Consider the following 18,369-nt stretch of genomic DNA (forward strand, 5'->3'; position numbering starts at 1 on the left):
AACGCCATGGGATCCGCTGACCACATGCATGCCAAAAATGCCCGCAATCACAGCTGCCACCAGAAGCAGGAGCGAGACCCGTCCGGAGATGGTGGAAAGAGCTCGAGGGAACACTAGCCTGTTCACGATGCTCTTCCACCTCCTTTTCGTCCAACAGCAGCATACCCCCGGAGGGTATAGCCATCAAGGATTCGGCTTTTCGGCTGCACCATTTCGCCCGTCTGTATGCCCTCGTCCATACGCTGCGCTATTGCCCTCGGCGGCCTAGAATCGTCGAATGGGCCGTCTAACGTTCAGCATCAACGTCACTTTGGATGGTTGTGTTGACCACCAGGAGGGCATCGCCGATGACGAGACGCACGCCCACTTCACACGACTCCTGGACCAGAACGGCGCAATGCTCTGGGGCCGCACCACCTACGAAATGATGGAAGTCTACTGGCCCTTGGTGGCCCGCGGGGAAGTGGACGCGCCCCAGGCGTTGCGCGAGTGGGCGGTCAAACTCGAAGCCAAGCCGAAGTACGTCGTCTCGGCGACGCGGAGCGACTTCCCTTGGACCAACAGTCATCATGTCGCCGAGGAGCTGCGCACGGCGGTGCAGGAACTCAAGGACAGGACTCCCAACGGGGTGCTCGTGGGCAGCGGCAAACTCGCCACAGAGTTGGACCGATTGGATCTGATCGACGACTACAAATTCCTTATCCACCCCATGATCACCGGCCACGGCCCCACCCTGTACCAAGGCGGACTGCCCGGCACCCGGCACCTCGATCTGATCTCTGCGACGCCGCTCAGCAACGGCGTGGTGGCAATGCACTATCGACGCGCTGATTGAGGAATGAGCCGGCACGGGTCAGCGTTGTTCCGGACATGCACAAGAAACGGATCGGCTTCCTGTCCTTCGGCCACTGGGCGCGGGTCCCTGGCTCGCTCGTCCCAACGGCTGGCGAAGCGCTCAAGCAAGGAATCGAGCTAGCAGTTGCCGCGGAGGAGCTGGGCATAGATGGCGCCTTCTTCCGTGTCCACCACTTCGCCCGGCAACAGGCCTCGCCCTTCCCGCTCTTGAGCGCGATCGCCGCGCGGACCAGCCGCATCGAAATGGGTACCGGCGTGATCGACATGCGCTACGAGAACCCGCTCTACATGGCCGAGGAAGCCGCGGCTACGGACCTCATCAGTGACGGCAGGCTCCAGCTTGGCGTGAGCCGTGGTTCACCCGAGCCCGCCCGGAATGGTGCCGCGAACTTCGGGTACGTCCCAGCCGACGGCGAGGACGGCGGCGACATGGCCCGCCGCCACACCGCCCTGTTCCGCAAAGCCATCGCAGGGCACGGTGTCGCCGAGGCGGATCCCCATTACGCCGGAGGGGCCACAGGTTTGCTGCCTATCCAGCCCCAGTCACCAGGCCTGCCACAGCGGATCTGGTGGGGCGCCGGAACCCGGAAGACGGCCGTCTGGGCAGCCGAGCAAGGCATGAACCTCATGAGCTCCACTCTTCTCACGGAGGACACGGGTGTGCCCTTTGACGAGCTGCAGGCCGAGCAGATCCATATGTTCCGCGAGGCCTGGGCCGCTGCCGGGCATGACTTCGAACCGCGAATCTCTGTGAGCCGCAGCGTGATCCCCATCGTGGACGACATCGACAACCACTACTTCGGCCTCCGTGCCCAGGCAGACAGCCAGGACCAGGTAGGCATTCTCGACGGCGCGTTGTCCCGTTTCGGGAAAAGCTACATCGGCGAGCCGGACGCTTTGGCCGAGGAGCTGGCCAAAGACGCGGCAGTCCAGGCAGCCGACACTATCCTGCTCACAGTGCCGAACCAGCTGGGCGTGGACTACAACGCCAAGCTGTTGGGGAACGTCGCGAAACACGTTGCCCCGGCTTTCGGGTGGAGCGCCAACGACCAAAAGTCGCTTCAGGTCCCGTTCGATTAGGCTCGGGGCTAAAGTGCGGCTCAACCGACGTGCCGTACCGATGTTTACCGCACCATGACGGACCAAAGGACGAGCAATGACGCTTCACGAGGCCATTCGGGCGATCCTCCTCGAGTGTGGCCAGCCAATGACAACCACCGCGATTGCAACACAGGTCAACGCAGGCAAGTCGTACGTGAAACGGGACCGTTCTCCGGTCACCCCATTCCAAGTTCACGGACGAACCAAGAACTACCCGAAACTGTTCATTCAGTCGGGAAGCACTATCAGTCTTGCGGAATGGCTCGGATCGTCCGGGGACCTAAGGAACGAGCCGAGATTGTCAATTTTGGAGCCCTCGGTTGATGCGTCCGTGGTTTCTTCCGCGATCGAAGAAGAACTACTCAGTTCCGATGGCTTCAAGCCGGCCGGGGAAATTGACCCTAAGGTCCCCGATCGTGCTGGGCTGTATGCCATCCGAATCCGGGATAGATCAGCACTCCCCGCGCCATTTGCAGGTCTGAGCGAGCGTAGCGCCCATGACTTGCTGTATGTCGGAATCGCTCGGACGAGCCTGAAGACTCGTCTCCTTGGCCAGGAACTTCGGGCGAAGGGGCACGGTACGTTCTTCCGAAGCGTTGGTGCGGTCCTTGGCTATCGTCCTGTAGCCGGCAGCCTTATGGGGAAAGCGAACACCCGGAACTACACTTTCGCCCCCGTCGACGAAGTGGCGATCATCGCCTGGATGAATCAGAACCTTCTCGTGAACTGGATCGTGTTGACCCGCGACCATAAGGCAGAGGAGCGGGCTCTTCTTCGTAAGCACCTGCCACTCTTCAACATTTTGGGTAACCCGGCAGCCCTCCCAGAACTGTCGGCCTTACGGGCCGACTGCGTCCGGATCGCCAACTCGCCGGTGTGAAGACCCGAAGACGAAGAGTGCCGGGTGGTCCGATGCCCGCCCCGAGCAAGGCAGATGAGCCACACTCGACGCCTGGTCCAGTTTCATGCAGCGAACACGGAGCCTCAGTAGGGCAGGTAATGTTGCTGGCTGTGCGTGATTACGCGCAGGAGACAGGAACACTTGCGGAGTCCCTTCAACGAGGACGGGACTCACGCCGAAACAGGGGTTGACCGTGGACATTCAGAACCTACTTGAGGACATTGTCGGAGCAGTTCAACCCCACATCGGCCAAGGATCCGTGGCTAATTACATTCCCCAGCTCGGGGCGGTGGACGCTCACCAGTTCGGGATCTCGGTAGTCACCCGGGATGGCGACGTGTTTTCGGCCGGGGACGCCCACGTGGAGTTCTCCATCCAAAGCATCTCCAAGGTCTTCGCCCTCGCCTTGGTGCTGGCTTCCGATGGCGACCGCATCTGGAAGCGGGTGTTCCGCGAACCCTCGGGTAATCCGTTCAATTCCTTGGTCCAGTTGGAGAGTGAGGAAGGCATACCCCGCAACCCGTTCATCAACGCCGGTGCGATCGTGGTGACGGACCGGCTCCTTAGCCTGACAGGCAACGCCGCCCATGCCGTGCGGGACTTGATGCGCCAAGAGACAGGCAACGCAGGCGTTGACACTGATCACCACGTTGCCGGCTCGGAGCTGGCCAACGGTCACCGCAATGCCTCGCTGGCGCATTTCCTGGCAAGTTGCGGCAACCTGGAAAATCCGGTGGACGACGTTCTGGACTCCTACGCAAAGCAGTGCGCCCTGGCCATGACCTGTGAAGACCTGGCGCTCGCAACCCGGTTCCTGGCCTCCAACGGTTTGGGGGGAGACGGAACCCTGTTGCTGTCACCGGCGCAGACCAAGCGGATCAACGCCGTGATGCTCACCTGCGGAACGTACGATGCCGCGGGAGAATTCGCGTATCGCGTGGGCCTTCCGGGCAAGAGCGGCGTGGGCGGGGGGATCGTGGCCGTGGTTCCCAACAAGTGCGCCATCAGCGTGTGGAGCCCTGGCCTGGGAAGGTCCGGGAATTCCGTGGCAGGCGTGGCCGCGCTGGACGAATTCACTACGCGTACTGGCTGGTCGGTCTTTTAGGCGCATTATTGAGGGATGACCCCCAAGGTTGGAAAGACACCAAAGCCGGACAAGCCAGCGAAGGCGCCTAAACCGGACAAGACAGCCAAGGCACCCAAAGCCGCGCTGGCACCGGGAACCCAGCCCACCGCCGTCGAGTTCCTGGCACGGCTCCACGTGCGGCAGTCGGACGTCGAGCAGGCCAAGTACCAGCGGTACTTCAAGACCGGCCAAGGCGACTACGCCGAGGGTGACTTCTTTTTGGGCGTCCGCATGGGCGAGGTTTTCACTCTCGGCAAGGAGTTCGCGGCCATGCCCCTGGATGAGATCGAGAAGCTCCTGGAGCAGGACATCCACGAGGCAAGGGCTGGTGCCGTAAAGATCATGGCCCTTCAAGCGCAGAAAAAGAAGACCACGGAAGATCGCCGCAGGGAACTGTACGAGCTCTATCTGCGCAGGCACGACCGCATCAACAATTGGGACCTGGTGGATTTGGGTGCGGGGCGCGTGGTGGGCGGTTGGCTGATGGATAAGCCGCGAGACCCGCTGTATGACCTGGCCCGGTCGGAGAACATGTGGGAGCGCCGGACAGCCATCGTCGCGACGTCGGCGTTCATCCGAGAGGGCCAGCTGGACGACACCTTCGCTATTGCCGAGATCCTGCTGCACGACAAAGAAGACCTCATCCACAAAGCGGTGGGCGGTTGGGTCCGCGATGCAGGGCGCAGCAGCCGCGAACGTTTGCTGGCTTTCTTGGACGAACACGCCGCCACCATGCCGCGGACGGCGCTTCGTTACGCGATTGAGCACTTGGGCAAGGAGCAGCGGGCCTATTACCTGAGGCTTAGGGACAGTGTTTCTCCGAAGTAATCGGGGAATTATGTGACGTTGGATTACCCAGCGTTACCGGGTGTTTCCGAGCCTTTGAAGCATGTTACGGAGCCGCCCTACAGTTTTTTCATGGCAATACAGGACATTTACCCCACCGCACTGCGCCTTCTCGGCCGCCCGGTGCTGGTTGTGGGCGGCGGGCCCGTCGCGGAGCGCCGCGCCAAGGGACTGCTCGACGCCGGGGCGAAAGTCACCGTGGTCGCTCCCGTTGCCACTGAGGCACTTCGCGGACTCGCCGCCTCCGGCCTCCTCACGTGGGAGCAGCGCGAGTACCGCACGTCAGACGTCGACGGCGTCTGGTTCGTTCAGACCGCCACAGGCACTGCCGCTGTGGATACCCAGGTAGCGGCCGACGCCGAGGCCCAGCGTATCTGGTGCGTCAACGCCTCGGATCACGAAGCATCAGCCGCCTGGACACCCGCCGTGGCCGTGGTGGACGACGTGAAGATCGCCATCAACGCCGGAGGAGACCCGCGCCGTGCCATGGCCCTTCGCAACGCCGTCGCCACGGCCCTCGAAACCGGGGACCTTCCGCTCCGCCGCCACCGCAAGCCGGATGCTGCCGGCAAGACGCCCGCAGGCTCTGTCGCTTTGGTAGGTGGAGGCCCTGGCGACTCGGGACTCATCACAGTTCGTGGCCGACGCCTGCTGGGCCAGGCCGACGTCGTGGTTGCTGACCGTCTTGGCCCGCGTGAGCTGCTGAAAGAGCTTGCCCCGGACGTCCGCGTCATTGAGGTGGGCAAGACACCCGGCCACCACCCGGTGCCGCAGCTGGAGATCAACCAAATCCTCGTGGACGAAGCCCTGAAGGGTAACCGCGTGGTGCGCCTCAAAGGCGGCGACCCCTACGTTCTGGGTCGCGGTGGCGAGGAAGCAGAATTCTGCCGGCAGAACGGCGTCGAGGTTGAAGTCGTGTCCGGTGTGACATCGGCAATCTCGGTTCCTGCCGCTGCGGGCATCCCGGTGACGCACCGCGGGCTGGCCAAAGGCTTCAGCGTAGTGACCGGCCACGAAGAGCTGTCCGAAGTCCCCGCACGCCCTGATCACACTGTGGTGTTGCTCATGGGAGTGGCGCAATTGCGCGATTCCGCGGCTGAGCTGGCAGGCTCCGGTCTGCCTTTGGACACACCAGTAGGTATCGTAGAGAACGGGTATTTGCCGGATCAGCGCGTCACCATCGGCACACTGGGAACCATCGCGGACCAGGCGGAAGCCGTCGGCGTGGCCAACCCGGCGGTCATCGTGATCGGCGATGTGGTCCGTGTCAGCCCCTTTGCCCCGCAACACTTCAAGACCGCTGACTACAGCACTATTACCCCAAATCGTCCCCGCGTCCGCAGTAACTGAGAAGAAGAAGGAACACAGCCGTGTCAATTAGCACCCCCGTAGGTTCTGCGGACCGTCCGCTTCGCGTCGCCGTCATCGGCTCCGGCCCGGCCGGCGTGTACGCAGCGGACATCTTGACCAAGAGCGAGGCCGTCAAGAGCGGCGAACTCACCGTCAGCATCGACCTCTTTGACCGTTACCCGGCACCGTACGGCCTCATCCGCTACGGCGTTGCTCCGGACCACCCCCGCATCAAGGGCATCGTCAACGCCCTGCACAAGGTCCTGGACCGCGGCGACATCCGCTTCTTCGGCAACGTGGACTACGGCACGGACATCTCCATCGAGGACCTCCGCAAGCACTACGACGCCATCATCTTCGCCACCGGCGCCATCAAGGACGCGGACCTGAACATCCCGGGCATCGAACTCGAGGGCTCCTTCGGCGGTGCCGACTTCGTCTCCTGGTTCGACGGACACCCGGACGTTCCCCGCGAATGGCCGCTGGAGGCCACCGAAATCGCTGTCCTCGGCAACGGCAACGTAGCCCTGGACGTAGCCCGTGTTCTCTCCAAGCACGCCGATGACCTGCTGGTCACCGAAATCCCGGACAACGTTTACGCCGGGCTCAAGAGCTCACCGGTCACTGACGTGCACGTTTTCGGTCGCCGCGGTCCGGCCCAGGTGAAGTTCACCCCGTTGGAACTCCGCGAACTCTCGCACTCCAAGGACGTAGACATCATCCTCTACGCCGAGGACTTCGAGTTCGACGAAGAGTCCGACCGCCAGGTCCAGACGAACAACCAGATCAAGACCATGGTTGGCACGCTTACCAACTGGATCGCCGAACAGCCCGAGGACCTCTCCGAGCTCAAGGCATCCCGTCGCCTGCACCTGCACTTCCTGCACAGCCCTGTGGAGATCGTTGACTCCGCCGAAACCCCGGGCAAGGTTGCGGGCATCAAGTTCGAGCGCACTGAACTGGACGGCACGGGCAACGCCCGCGGCACCGGCGAGTTCATCGACTACCCGGTCCAGGCCGTGTACCGCGCCATCGGCTACTTCGGCTCGGCCCTGCCGGACGTCGAGTTCGACCACAAGAAGGGCGTTATCACCAACGACGGCGGCCGCGTCCTGGACGCCGACGGCCAGCACGTGCCGGGCCTCTACGCAACGGGCTGGATCAAGCGTGGTCCGGTTGGCCTCATCGGCCACACCAAGGGCGATGCCTTGGAAACCGTCACCTACCTCCTGGAAGACCGCGAGAACCTGCCGGTTGCCGAGGTTCCCGCAGCCGACGCAGTAGTTGAACTCCTTGACTCCCGCGGCGTGAAGTTCACCAGCTGGGAAGGCTGGCTGGCACTGGACGCCCACGAGCTCGCACTCGGCGCAGCAGCAACCGAGGCCGGCACCTCCCATGGTGTTGAGGTCAAGCGTGAGCGCATCAAGGTTGTGCCGCGCGAGGACATGGTCAACATTTCCCGTGATGGCGTAGCCGCGCAGGTCTAGTCGTTCCCTTGCAGGGCGGGGTCACTCATTAGAGTGGCCCCGCTGTGCTTTAACCCCTGGGTTTAGCGCCCGGCGGTACCCTGAAGCATGGATGTCGTCGTCATCGAAACGCCCCAGTTGGGGGACCGGAGCTACTTGGTGCACGACGGCAGCGTTGCGTTGGTAATCGACCCCCAACGTGACATCGACCGTGTAGAGGGCGCGGCATTGAAGGCCGGTGTCCGGATCACACATGTGGCAGAAACGCACCTTCATAATGACTACGTCACCGGCGGGCTCATTCTGGCGGAAAAGCACGGTGCTGAGTATCTGGTGAACGCTGCCGACGAGGTTTCGTTTGCCCGAGTCCCCGTTTCCGATGGCCAGGTCCTCCGCGTCGGCCGCCTCTTGGTCAGCGTGGTGGCCACTCCGGGCCACACCCACACGCACCTCTCATATGTGGTGCGGGATGACACTCACGACGGCGGCACGGAAGCTGTGTTTTCCGGCGGCAGCTTGCTCTACGGTTCAGTGGGGCGCACGGACCTGGTCTCGCCCCACGACACGGCGACGTTGGCCCATGATCAATACTCGTCGGTCCGGCGACTGGTGGACTCGGCGCATCCTGAAGCGGCCCTCTACCCGACCCACGGCTTCGGATCATTTTGTTCCATCGGCCCCGCGAGCCATCAGGAATCATCGACGATCGGCGAGCAAGCAAAGTCCAACCACGCCCTGACGGATCCCAACGAGGACCATTTCGTTTCTGAGTTGCTGGCGAACATCACCGCCTACCCGGCGTACTACGCCCACATGAGCCCACTCAATGCGGCGGGTGTTGGCCCGGCAGCCTTGCAGGTTCCGGACTCCGTGGACGCGGAAGAGCTGGGCCGGCGCTTGAGGTCAGGGGAGTGGGTGGTGGATCTGAGGCATCGCGTGGCGTTCGCAGACAGCCACCTCCAGGGCAGCGTGAGTTTCGAGTACGGCCATGGGGAGAATTTCACCAGCTACCTCGGCTGGGTGATCCCCTGGGACCAGCCGCTCACGCTACTGGGCCCGCTCAGCGAGGTTGAAAAGGCGATCCGTGACCTGGCGAGGATCGGAATCGACAGCCCGGATGCCGCCGTCGGGCCTGAATCCACGGTTCTGAACGTTGGCGCGTTGGCCCCCGACCATCCGCGGGCAAGCTACGGGCACGGGGACTGGAGCTTGTTGCTCAGGGAACGGGAACCGGCAGACGTGGTGCTGGATGTTCGCCGACCGGACGAATACATGGCCTCCCATATCAAGGGAGCGCTTAACATTCCGGTTTACGAGCTGCTCGGCAGGATCACTGAGCTGCCGGACACCAGGATCTGGGTGCACTGTGCCACGGGATACAGGGCGAGCGTGGCAGCGAGTCTCCTGAACCGGGCAGGGCGCAAGGTGGTGCTGATCAATGCGAGATTCAGGGATGCGGCCGGGACCGGAATTGAAACGGTGCCGTAAGACGTTGCCGCCCCGCTGAACCGTGGTGGGGCAACAACGGTGTTGCGGGTTTGCAACGTCATAGCCCAGCAGACGTTACCGCGGGCCCTGGTCCGAGCAGTAGTCCAGATTCCGGTACACGCTGGCCACGGCGGCATCGGGATCATGGGCCTCCAGGGCGTCCACCAGTTCGTCGTGGCCTTCACGGGGGATGCCGTTGAAGCCGCCCTTGCGCTGCTGCCGCAGGAGGTCGTTGTGGAAGACGCCGCCGAAGGAAACATACAGCTGGTGCAGCAGCGGATTCCCTGACGCCAAGGCAACGCGTTCGTGGAACTCCCAGTCGGCGCTGGCCCACGTGGGGTAGTCCTCGGCCTGCCAGGCGTCGTGCCTTAGGGCAAGGAGTCGGCGCATTTCGGCGAGGTCATCCACTGTGGCGTGCTTGGTGGCCAGGCGGGCCGCCTGGGTGTCCAGGCCGAGCCGTACTTCCACGATGTGCTCTTGGGTGTGCTCCAGGTACATTCGCTGTGCAGCCCCGGACATCTCGCTGTTGGCCCTGACGTACGTGCCATCCCCGCGCCGGACCTCCAGCATGCCCGAGTGGGCCAGTGCTTTGATGGCTTCGCGCAGGGTTCCCCGCGAAACGCCCAGCGAGGACATGAGCTCGGGCTCGGCAGGAATTCGCTCCTGAAGCGGCCATTCACCGGACTTGATCATGTCCCGCAGCTTGGCGGTGATCTCCTCGGCAAGGGCCGGGCGATGCGAAGGGGTCAGGGTCATGCTGTCCTCGGTCCGGTTTTGGTGGCAGTGCGCTTACTCGTGAGCAGATGGCAAGTGACCATGAGCGCCACGGCCACGATGGACAGCAAGCTCAGGGGCAGCACCCAGCCGCCAGTGGCGCTGTGGAGAAGTCCCATGCCGAAGGGGCCAATTGCCGCAATCAAGTATCCCAGCGATTGGGCGATGGTGGAAAGCGCGGTGGTTTCCGCCGTCGAACGTCCGCTGCGGCTGATGATCACCAGGACCAGCGGGAAGATGCCCAATCCGAAGCCGAACAGCACGGCAGGCACAACCGCCAACGACGTCGGCAACCAGACCATCGCGGCGATGGCCAGCAAGGTGGAGCTGCTGGCGAGATACAGCGCGGGGCGGAGCATGCCGGGCCTTGAGCCGAAGGCGAGCAGGATCATGCCGGCAGCGACGGAAACCAGTTGCATCACGCCGAACTGCAGGCCGCTCTCGGAGGGACTGAGACCTTGAGACGTCAGGATGTAGGCGAACCAGCTCATCACGGCGTAGGCGAGAAAAGCCTGGAAGGTGAAGATCGCGGTGATCAGAAGGCCCAAGCGGGTGCGCAGGAGGGGCCACATGGAAACGCGGGGGCGGTCAGTTTTGGTGGTGTTCCGGTGCGTGTGCAGGACCACCGGCAGGAAGCCGAGAAGCGCAGCAACGCCCAACAGGCCCCACGCGGCCAGACCCATGGACGGCGAGCCGAGCTCCTGGGCCAGGGGTACGCTGACAACTGCCGCGAAGGTGGCTCCGCCGGACATGGTGAACGTGTACAGGCCGGTCATCATGGACGTGCGCTCGGAGTAGTGCTCACGGATGAACGACGGCATGGCAACGTTGCACACGGCCAGGCCGGACATGGCCAGGACGGTGCCTCCGAGGAGGGCGCCCGTCACCGGAACACCGCGCAGCAGCAGGCCGCCAGCAAGCAGTGCCAGTGCGATCGCGATTGCTTTCTCCACACCCACCAGGCGCGTCAGCCATGACGTTCCCATGCCCGCAACTGCAAAGCACAGCAGCGGGATGGAGGGCAGGATCGAGGCCACCAATGCTCCATAGCCGAGCACCTGCTGCAGCTCGTGGAAGAGGGCGGCGGCACTGGTGATGCCGGCGCGGAGATTCAGGCCGATGAGCACTACGGCAATAATGCCGACGACGGCTACGACGCGCGTCTTGGGGACTGCGGAACTTGCCGAAAGCGCAGGGGCAGCCTGGGCTGGGCTAACTGTAGGGATGTTTCCGGTGCTGGGGGTAAGAGGAGTCGTCGCGGCCATATCTAAAGGTTAGACGTTTGACGTCTAATGTCTAGAGTTTTGTGGCGAAGCTCTCCGCGCTCACTTCGGGAGGGGTTTACCGCGGGTTGCGGGAGCCCAGTCGCTGCACAGCCAGGGCGAGCCAAAGCTGCACGCGGTCCTGCGTTTGCGAGGGGTCGTAGCCCGTCAGTTCGGTGATCTGCGCCAAACGGTAACGCACCGTATTTCGGTGCAGGGTCAGTGCCTCGGCGACGGCGGCCACTGACCCGTTGTGGTTCAGGTAGCTTTCCAGCGTGGCCACCAGTTCGGCCCCGTGGGCGGCATCGAACTTCCGCAGCGGCGTGAGGGACTCGCTGGCCATGTCCGCCAAAGGAACATCCTCGCTGGCGAGCAACAGTGACGTCAGGCTCAGGCGTTCCGGCTCGTTGACCGGCAAGCCGTGCGCCACGGCGTCGCGCGCTTCAAAGTAGCTCCAACGCAAGCCGTTCGGCTTCGTGTAGGCGCCGCCGATACCAATGACGGCGTGGATGCCGGCCTCCTGCAGGTGGTCGCTGAGGCTCTTCGCCAAGGCGGTGGCCGAACTGCCGTCGTCGCTGATGACGGTGACCAGGTCCTTTCCGACGACGGCGCTGACGCCGGCTTCCAGCGCTTGGGGCAGAGAAATGCTGACCAGCTGCTTGTGGTGTGCCACGGACTCCGCAACGAGCACCACGTTCTTCCGGGTGCTGTTGATGCCGACGCCAGCCAAACGCCGGGCGGCTTCAATGGTTTCCAAGGTGCCGTGAATGACGTCGTCCAGCACCTGACCGGCCATGGCTCGCTGGGACTGGCGCTGCTTGACCATGTTGTTGAGCTCAACGCTGATGAGGTTTTGCGCGTAGCTCACGATTCCTGAGTCCACGAACGGTTGCCGGAGCCAGAGCGTGCAGGCGTCCCTGCGGCCGGTGGGAATCGGATACGAAGCCCAGCCCTCCGCCGTCGGAGCCGGTTTGCCGGCCACGCTGTTGTAGAGCTGCGCGCTGAACTGGGTGAGCACCACATCGGTACGGAGCATGCTGCCCAGTTGCTTGAGTAGTTCGTTCAGGCCGCCACCGGTGAGGAGGGAGCGAGCCAGGATCTGGTGTCCCGCGAGGAGCCGCTCCAAGTTGGAGTAATGGTCGGCGGAATGCGACTCTGCCACGAGTTTTCCGATGGCGATGAAGGGGATCTCGTAGGGGACTTCAACAAGCGGCAACCCCCAGCGGTTGGCTTCTGCGATGAGCGCTTCCGGAACGGACTCGTGGGTGAGGCCGATGCCGAAGCCGATCCCGACTGCTCCGGCGCGCTGGGCCTGGCGGACGAAACGGCGCTGGTCGGCAGCGCTCTTGAGGCGCAGCCCGGTGGTGAGGACCAGTTCTCCGCCGCTGAGGAAGCGCTGGGGATCTTCCAGCTCAGTCACGGCAACCCAGCTGATGTCCTGGTTCCATGTGGTCTCGGCGAGGCCGGATTGGCGGAGTTTCAGGGAGGGGACAGCGACGAGCGAAGCGAGGGACATTGCCATGCTTAAAGCGTAACCCGGCATTGGTCAAGCGCACTAAGTGGGGGGTCGTTGTGTGTGCAGCTGGCTATTCCTTGGACCCCCTCCCTGGCATAGGCTCTGATCAGCTAAATCCATGCCCAGACTCCGAAAGAGGGTTGCACACCGTGGTTCAAACCTTGCAGAACTTCATCAACGGCGAATTCGTTACGCCGGCAGGTACGGGTCTCCTGGACATCGTGAACCCCGCCACCGGGGAAATCGTTGCCAAGTCGCCCATTTCGGTGCAGGCCGATGTGGACGCCGCCATGACCGCGGCCAACCAGGCCTTCAAGTCGTGGAAAAAGGCCACCCCGGGCCAGCGCCAGCTGATGCTCCTCAAGCTCGCCGACGCCGTCGAGGCCAACAGCGACGAACTCGTGGAAGCCCAGCACCGCAACACCGGACAGGTCCGTTCCCTGATCGCCTCCGAGGAAGTTGCCGCGGGCGCCGACCAGCTCCGCTTCTTCGCCGGTGCAGCACGCATCATTGAAGGCAAGTCCGCCGGTGAATACTTCGAGGGCCACACATCCTACGTGCGCCGCGAACCGATCGGCGTCGTAGCCCAGGTTGCGCCGTGGAACTACCCGTTCCTCATGGCCATCTGGAAGATCGGCCCCGCCCTGGCAGCAGGCAACACCGTTGTCCTGAAGCCCTCTGACACCACCCCCGAATCCACCTTGGTCCTGGCCCGCCTTGCCGGCGAGATCTTCCCGGCCGGTGTCCTCAACGTTGTCCTCGGTACCGGCGAAACCGGCGCCATGATGGTTGACCACAAGGTTCCCGGCCTGGTTTCCATCACCGGCTCCGTCCGGGCAGGCATCGCCGTGGCCAGCGGTGCAGCCAAGGGCCTCAAGCGTGCACACCTGGAACTTGGCGGCAAGGCTCCGGCCATCGTCTTCAAGGACGCCGACATCAAGAAGAGCGCAGCGGCCATCGCCGAGTTCGCCTTCTTCAACGCCGGCCAGGACTGCACGGCCATCACCCGCGTGCTCATCGAGGACTCGGTCCACGACGACGTTGTGGCAGCCATGGTGGAGCACACCAAGACCCTGCAGACCGGTTCCCAGAACGACGAAGACAACTACTTCGGCCCGCTCAACAACGTGAACCACTTCAACGCCGTCACCTCCGTGGTGGAGAACCTCCCGGCGAACTGCAAGATCGAAACCGGTGGGCACCGCGCAGGCGAGAAGGGCTTCTTCTTCGAGCCCACCATCATCTCCGGCGCCAAGCAGAGCGACGACATTGTGCAGAAGGAAACCTTCGGTCCGGTCATCACCGTTCAGAAGTTCAGCACTGAAGAAGAAGCGCTCGAGCTGGCCAACGACGTCGAATACGCTTTGGCGTCCAGCGTCTGGACCACCGACCACGGCACGGCCATGCGCATGAGCCGCGACCTTGACTTCGGTGCGGTCTGGATCAACACCCACATCCTCCTGACGGCAGAGATGCCGCACGGTGGCTTCAAGCAGTCCGGCTACGGCAAGGACCTCTCCATGTACGGCGTCGAGGACTACACGCGCATCAAGCACGTGATGAGTGCATTGGATGCATAACTCAGTTGCATAACGCGTTCGCGTAACCCGTACGAATTTCCCAGAAAGGCAACCACCTCATGACCACCACCGCGAACGAACTCTCGTACCGCATCGAGCAGAAGCGCAACATCAACGGCGCCTTCCCCGGCCCCAAGTCGCAGGCACTGGCTGAGCGCCGCTCCGCCGTCGTTGCTGCCGGCGTCGCCTCGGGCGTCCCCGTCTACGTTGAAGACGCCGACGGCGGCATCATCCGCGACGTGGACGGCAACTCTTTCATCGACCTCGGCTCCGGCATCGCCGTGACCAGCGTCGGCGCGTCCGACCCCGCTGTCGTCGCCGCTGTCCAGGAAGCTGCTGCGCACTTCACGCACACCTGCTTCATGGTCACCCCGTACGAGGGCTATGTTGCAGTTGCCGAGCAGCTCAACCGCCTCACCCCGGGCGATCACGCCAAGCGCACCGTGCTGTTCAACTCCGGCGCTGAAGCCGTGGAGAACGCTGTCAAGGTTGCACGCCTGGCTACCGGCCGCGACGCCGTCGTAGCTTTCGACCACGCCTACCACGGCCGCACCAACCTGACCATGGCGCTGACTGCCAAGGCCATGCCGTACAAGACCAACTTCGGCCCGTTCGCGCCCGAGGTTTACCGCATGCCCATGAGCTACCCGTTCCGTGAAGAGAACCCGGAAATCACCGGTGCCGAGGCCGCCAAGCGTGCCATCACCATGATCGAGAAGCAGATCGGTGGCGACCAGGTTGCCGCGATCATCATCGAACCCATCCAGGGTGAGGGCGGCTTCATCGTTCCGGCCGAAGGCTTCCTCCCGGCACTGTCCGAGTGGGCCAAGGAGAAGGGCATCGTCTTCATCGCTGATGAGGTCCAGTCCGGCTTCTGCCGCACGGGCGAGTGGTTCGCCGTTGACCACGAAGGTGTTGTCCCGGACATCATCACCATGGCCAAGGGCATCGCCGGCGGCCTGCCGCTGTCCGCAATCACCGGCCGCGCCGACCTGCTCGACGCCGTCCACCCGGGCGGCCTTGGCGGCACCTACGGTGGCAACCCGGTTGCTTGCGCAGCAGCACTCGCAGCGATCGACACCATGGAGCAGCACGACCTTAACGGCCGCGCCCGCCACATCGAAGAGCTCGCCCTGGGCAAGCTCCGCGAATTGGCAGCCGAGCTTTCCGCAGGCGGGGGTTCCGTGGTTGGCGACATCCGCGGCCGCGGCGCAATGCTGGCCATCGAACTCGTTCAGCCCGGCTCCAAGGAACCGAACGCCGAGCTCACCAAGGCAGTTGCCGCCGCTTGCCTCAAGGAAGGCGTCATCATCCTGACCTGTGGCACCTACGGCAACGTGATCCGCCTGCTCCCGCCGCTGGTCATCAGCGACGAACTGCTCATCGATGGCCTCGAGGTCCTCGCCGCAGCCATCAAGGCCCACGCGTAACTCTCAACGCTGCAGACAAGGAGGGCCGGGTTCACTTGTGGACCCGGCCCTCCTTTTGTTTCCGCTGAGTTCGCGGGAACCCATCGAATTCGCCGGAGGTTTCCCTGCGATCTGGCAGTTTTCCCGCGATCTCGACGGCGGAACGCGCCTAGGTGCCCAGCGTCAGGTTCTTCTGGTGGCCGTGGCCGTCGAGCTGGACCTCAAGGACCAGGGGATTGGCGCTGACGAGGGCAACTCCAGGATCGGAGTCCACAAGCGTTGCCCACGAGCCGTCCACCGTAATGCGCACAGATGGCTGTGTCCGGGACGGATCAGCCACGGACAAGGTGAGTTTGTCCCCGGTCTGGTGCGCGGCCAAGGTACACGGCCCTGAGCTCGTGTATCCGCCCGCGGTACCGACTGCGAAGAAGTTGGCCATGACCAGCTTCTCCTTGGCTACCTCCACCATCTGGACCTCCGCCGAGTTGGCCAAGACCATCACGTCTGGGCTGGCGGACTGGGAGAACGTTGTTGAATGGCCGGCTGCCGGCAGGATCATGTACGCGTAGCCGGACCCCGCCGGATCTACGCCGTGGCGGTGGGTGACAGTCACATAGTCCCTTGTGGTCGCATCCGTGGTGCCGCCGGTATCTGCCCCTGAATTGATGTCGAACCAGCTGCCCGTGCGGCGGACCACCGAAACTTCAGCTGTCCCTGACACGCCTGGAGCGTCAAGGAAAACATAGCCCCCGTGCCCTTCAAGGTGCAGGGACCGCTTGAGCTGCACGGCCGCGTCCCCGGGTGCCATGCGGCGATTCCTGGAATCGGTCCGCAACGCAGGCACGGTTCCTGCCGCGAAGGATCTGTTCTCGACAGTTGTCAGGACTGCGGCGCCTCCCGTGCCGATGATTCCTGCGCCCAGGCAGACCACGGCGTCGTCCAGGAAGAACCACGACTTTCTTCCAGACAGTGTCTTGTTGTGGTTCAGATGGTCCATGCCAACAAGGCCCCAGCGACCATCGACGGTAAGCCCACCGGCGAAGGCTTGGAATGCGCGGGGGATGCCGGTTCCCGCGGCACCAGCCCCGCTGGCCCTGACCTGGTCAGTGACGGTAGTGCCAGGGAGAGCATAGGGATCCACGGTTGGCCAGAAGTCGGCACTGAACTGGGAGGGGTCCTGGCGGGTGTAGAGGAACGTCATGCCATCACCCTGGTACCAGCCCAGGTTGTTCTCGCTGTTGCCCCATTCGTAGCGGCCGATGCGCTTTGAGGAGAGGTTCACTGTGCAACCCCACTGAGGACGGTGGTGCACCAGGCGGTCTTGGTCGGCGAACATCCGGCTGTACACCGGCGCCGGGGCGGCAACCACGGCGGAATCGGAGAGAACCCCAAGGGACAGCAAGGACTTGGCCAGGCTCTGGGTTGGATGCCCCACGAGTTTTTGGTCCGCGCAGCGTTCCAGCCAGCCCTTGGCCAACGCCAAGAACCGGGAACGATACGGCTCCTCGCAGCCCGGCGCCAATAGCAGGACAGCTGAGATCAGCCCGAAGCCGCTGACATAGTCCGGTTCCCGCTGACGGGAGACGGCCCGGCCACGAATGGTGTCCATGATCCGCCCGTCCCACACGAACGGGGCGTAAGTGTCCTCCACCGCGTCCAGGAGTACAGTGCGCTTGGGGTCGTTGATCGCCCAGCTGCTCCCTCCGAGCATGGCGATGATCTCAGCGATGCCTGCTAAAGCCACCACGCCGTAAGTGCCCGCGTAGGGGAGGTATGAGTGCTGAACGTAGGAGCCGTCGGCGTAGAAACCGTCACCACTGCTCACGTAGGTGAAAACGCTGTTGGTCCCGCCGCGGACGGTGTCGCTCAGGGCGTCCCTGCCCAAGGCAATGTCACCAACATTGTTGTCCAGGATGCCCCGCATGCAGCACGCCAGGGACTTATCCACCCGGTTGGCCCCGGTCTCTGCAAGGGATGTAGCACGGCCACGCCAGTTCGGATTGGGAGCGAACCAGCGGACAGCTGCCAGCAAGGACGTCCGCAGGGCTTCGGGAACTTCAGCATGCAGGAGTGTCAGGATGTCCACGGTCTTGCGGGGGACGCCGATCTCCCAGAACCACCAGTTGCCCGCCGCCTTGGTGGAAGGCTTATACGCCGTGCTGCTCAGAAGTTGCAGGCCCGCCACAATGTCAGCCGCCAGTGCAGGATTGCCCGCAAAGGGATTGCCCGGTACTGCATATCCAAGCGCCATGTCGTAGAGCCGGTTGAAGTGGAGGCCCATGTTTCCGGTAGCGGCCGTGGACTGTCCGATGCCCGTCAGCGGAATATCGCTCCACAATGACGTCCTGGCCGTGGTCTTATCCATGGACGTCCACCATTTCTCGGCGGTCTTGCCCATTCCCTCAAGCTGGGCCGCCAGTTCCGGTATGTCCGCGGCGCTCCGGCCCCCGGTGAGAACCAACCGCCGTCGATCTATCAGTTCCTGCAAGCTGGCGTCGGTCGAGGCAAAGGATGGTCCTGCTTGGGAAAGCAGGACTCCGGCAAGGGCGGCAGCCCCTGTCGTGCGGAAAAGGGTCCTGCGGCTCATGGTGGGTCCAGTGAAGTTCAAAACTGCTCCGTTCGTGCAACCCAACTGGCTGGCAGTAGTGGGGGGGTGGGGGGGGGGGGGGGGAAGGCCCATCGCGTGGAGTGGGTG

14 protein-coding genes are annotated in these 18,369 nt (G+C 63.5%); 10 read left to right on the plus strand and 4 right to left on the minus strand.

The features are described from left to right. The first annotated feature begins 277 nt into the window (after positions 1-277). From AC1RJY_RS14690 to AC1RJY_RS14725, 8 genes are all read left to right on the plus strand, one after another. Positions 278-835 carry a dihydrofolate reductase family protein gene (locus AC1RJY_RS14690; protein WP_498602614.1) on the plus strand — a complete coding sequence of 186 codons (558 nt, stop codon included), beginning with the start codon at positions 278-280 and terminating at the stop codon, positions 833-835. 35 nt (positions 836-870) lie between these two features. Further along, positions 871-1,935 carry an LLM class flavin-dependent oxidoreductase gene (locus AC1RJY_RS14695; RefSeq protein WP_014922471.1) on the plus strand — a complete coding sequence of 355 codons (1,065 nt, stop codon included), beginning with the start codon at positions 871-873 and terminating at the stop codon, positions 1,933-1,935. A 319-nt stretch (positions 1,936-2,254) separates the two neighbouring features. Beyond that, the gene (locus AC1RJY_RS14700; RefSeq protein WP_498602615.1) at positions 2,255-2,836 is read left to right on the plus strand and encodes a GIY-YIG nuclease family protein; all 582 of its coding nucleotides are present in this window, start codon (positions 2,255-2,257) and stop codon (positions 2,834-2,836) included. Positions 2,837-3,050: 214 nt separating this feature from the next. Next, positions 3,051-3,962, plus strand: coding sequence for a glutaminase (locus AC1RJY_RS14705; RefSeq protein WP_043471420.1), 912 nt, complete (start codon positions 3,051-3,053; stop codon positions 3,960-3,962). A gap of 15 nt (positions 3,963-3,977) precedes the next feature. After that, positions 3,978-4,811, plus strand: a complete 834-nt coding sequence (locus AC1RJY_RS14710) for a DNA alkylation repair protein (protein WP_210063492.1) — start codon at positions 3,978-3,980, stop codon at positions 4,809-4,811. Between the two features lie 90 nt (positions 4,812-4,901). Continuing rightward, positions 4,902-6,179 carry a uroporphyrinogen-III C-methyltransferase gene (gene cobA / locus AC1RJY_RS14715; RefSeq protein ID WP_498602616.1) on the plus strand — a complete coding sequence of 426 codons (1,278 nt, stop codon included), beginning with the start codon at positions 4,902-4,904 and terminating at the stop codon, positions 6,177-6,179. Between the two features lie 20 nt (positions 6,180-6,199). Continuing rightward, on the plus strand, positions 6,200-7,666 hold the full coding sequence (locus AC1RJY_RS14720; RefSeq protein ID WP_011775711.1) for an FAD-dependent oxidoreductase: 1,467 nt from the start codon (positions 6,200-6,202) through the stop codon (positions 7,664-7,666). A gap of 87 nt (positions 7,667-7,753) precedes the next feature. Continuing rightward, positions 7,754-9,133, plus strand: a complete 1,380-nt coding sequence (locus AC1RJY_RS14725; RefSeq protein ID WP_498602617.1) for a rhodanese-like domain-containing protein — start codon at positions 7,754-7,756, stop codon at positions 9,131-9,133. 75 nt (positions 9,134-9,208) lie between these two features. On the opposite strand, the gene AC1RJY_RS14730 is transcribed toward AC1RJY_RS14725, so the two are convergent. The 3 genes from AC1RJY_RS14730 to AC1RJY_RS14740 form a co-directional block, all read right to left on the minus strand. Then, positions 9,209-9,889, minus strand: coding sequence for a FadR/GntR family transcriptional regulator (locus AC1RJY_RS14730; protein ID WP_011775709.1), 681 nt, complete (start codon positions 9,887-9,889; stop codon positions 9,209-9,211). Beyond that, on the minus strand, positions 9,886-11,172 hold the full coding sequence (locus AC1RJY_RS14735) for an MFS transporter (RefSeq protein ID WP_498602618.1): 1,287 nt from the start codon (positions 11,170-11,172) through the stop codon (positions 9,886-9,888). Before AC1RJY_RS14735 ends, AC1RJY_RS14730 begins: the two co-directional genes overlap by 4 nt. A 76-nt stretch (positions 11,173-11,248) precedes the next feature. Then, positions 11,249-12,691, minus strand: a complete 1,443-nt coding sequence (locus AC1RJY_RS14740) for a PucR family transcriptional regulator (protein ID WP_043806246.1) — start codon at positions 12,689-12,691, stop codon at positions 11,249-11,251. A 143-nt stretch (positions 12,692-12,834) separates the two neighbouring features. On the opposite strand from AC1RJY_RS14740, the gene AC1RJY_RS14745 reads away from it, so the two are divergent. Beyond that, positions 12,835-14,265, plus strand: coding sequence for a gamma-aminobutyraldehyde dehydrogenase (locus tag AC1RJY_RS14745; protein ID WP_043471414.1), 1,431 nt, complete (start codon positions 12,835-12,837; stop codon positions 14,263-14,265). 59 nt (positions 14,266-14,324) lie between these two features. Then, complete coding sequence (gene gabT / locus AC1RJY_RS14750) at positions 14,325-15,695, plus strand: 4-aminobutyrate--2-oxoglutarate transaminase (protein ID WP_011775705.1); 1,371 nt, start codon at positions 14,325-14,327, stop codon at positions 15,693-15,695. A gap of 148 nt (positions 15,696-15,843) precedes the next feature. Here the strand turns inward: gabT and AC1RJY_RS14755 are convergent, their stop codons facing one another. After that, positions 15,844-18,261 carry a polysaccharide lyase 8 family protein gene (locus AC1RJY_RS14755; protein WP_498602619.1) on the minus strand — a complete coding sequence of 806 codons (2,418 nt, stop codon included), beginning with the start codon at positions 18,259-18,261 and terminating at the stop codon, positions 15,844-15,846. Positions 18,262-18,369 lie beyond the last annotated feature (108 nt).

The organism is Arthrobacter sp. GW822-FHT05G07 (assembly GCF_058799755.1).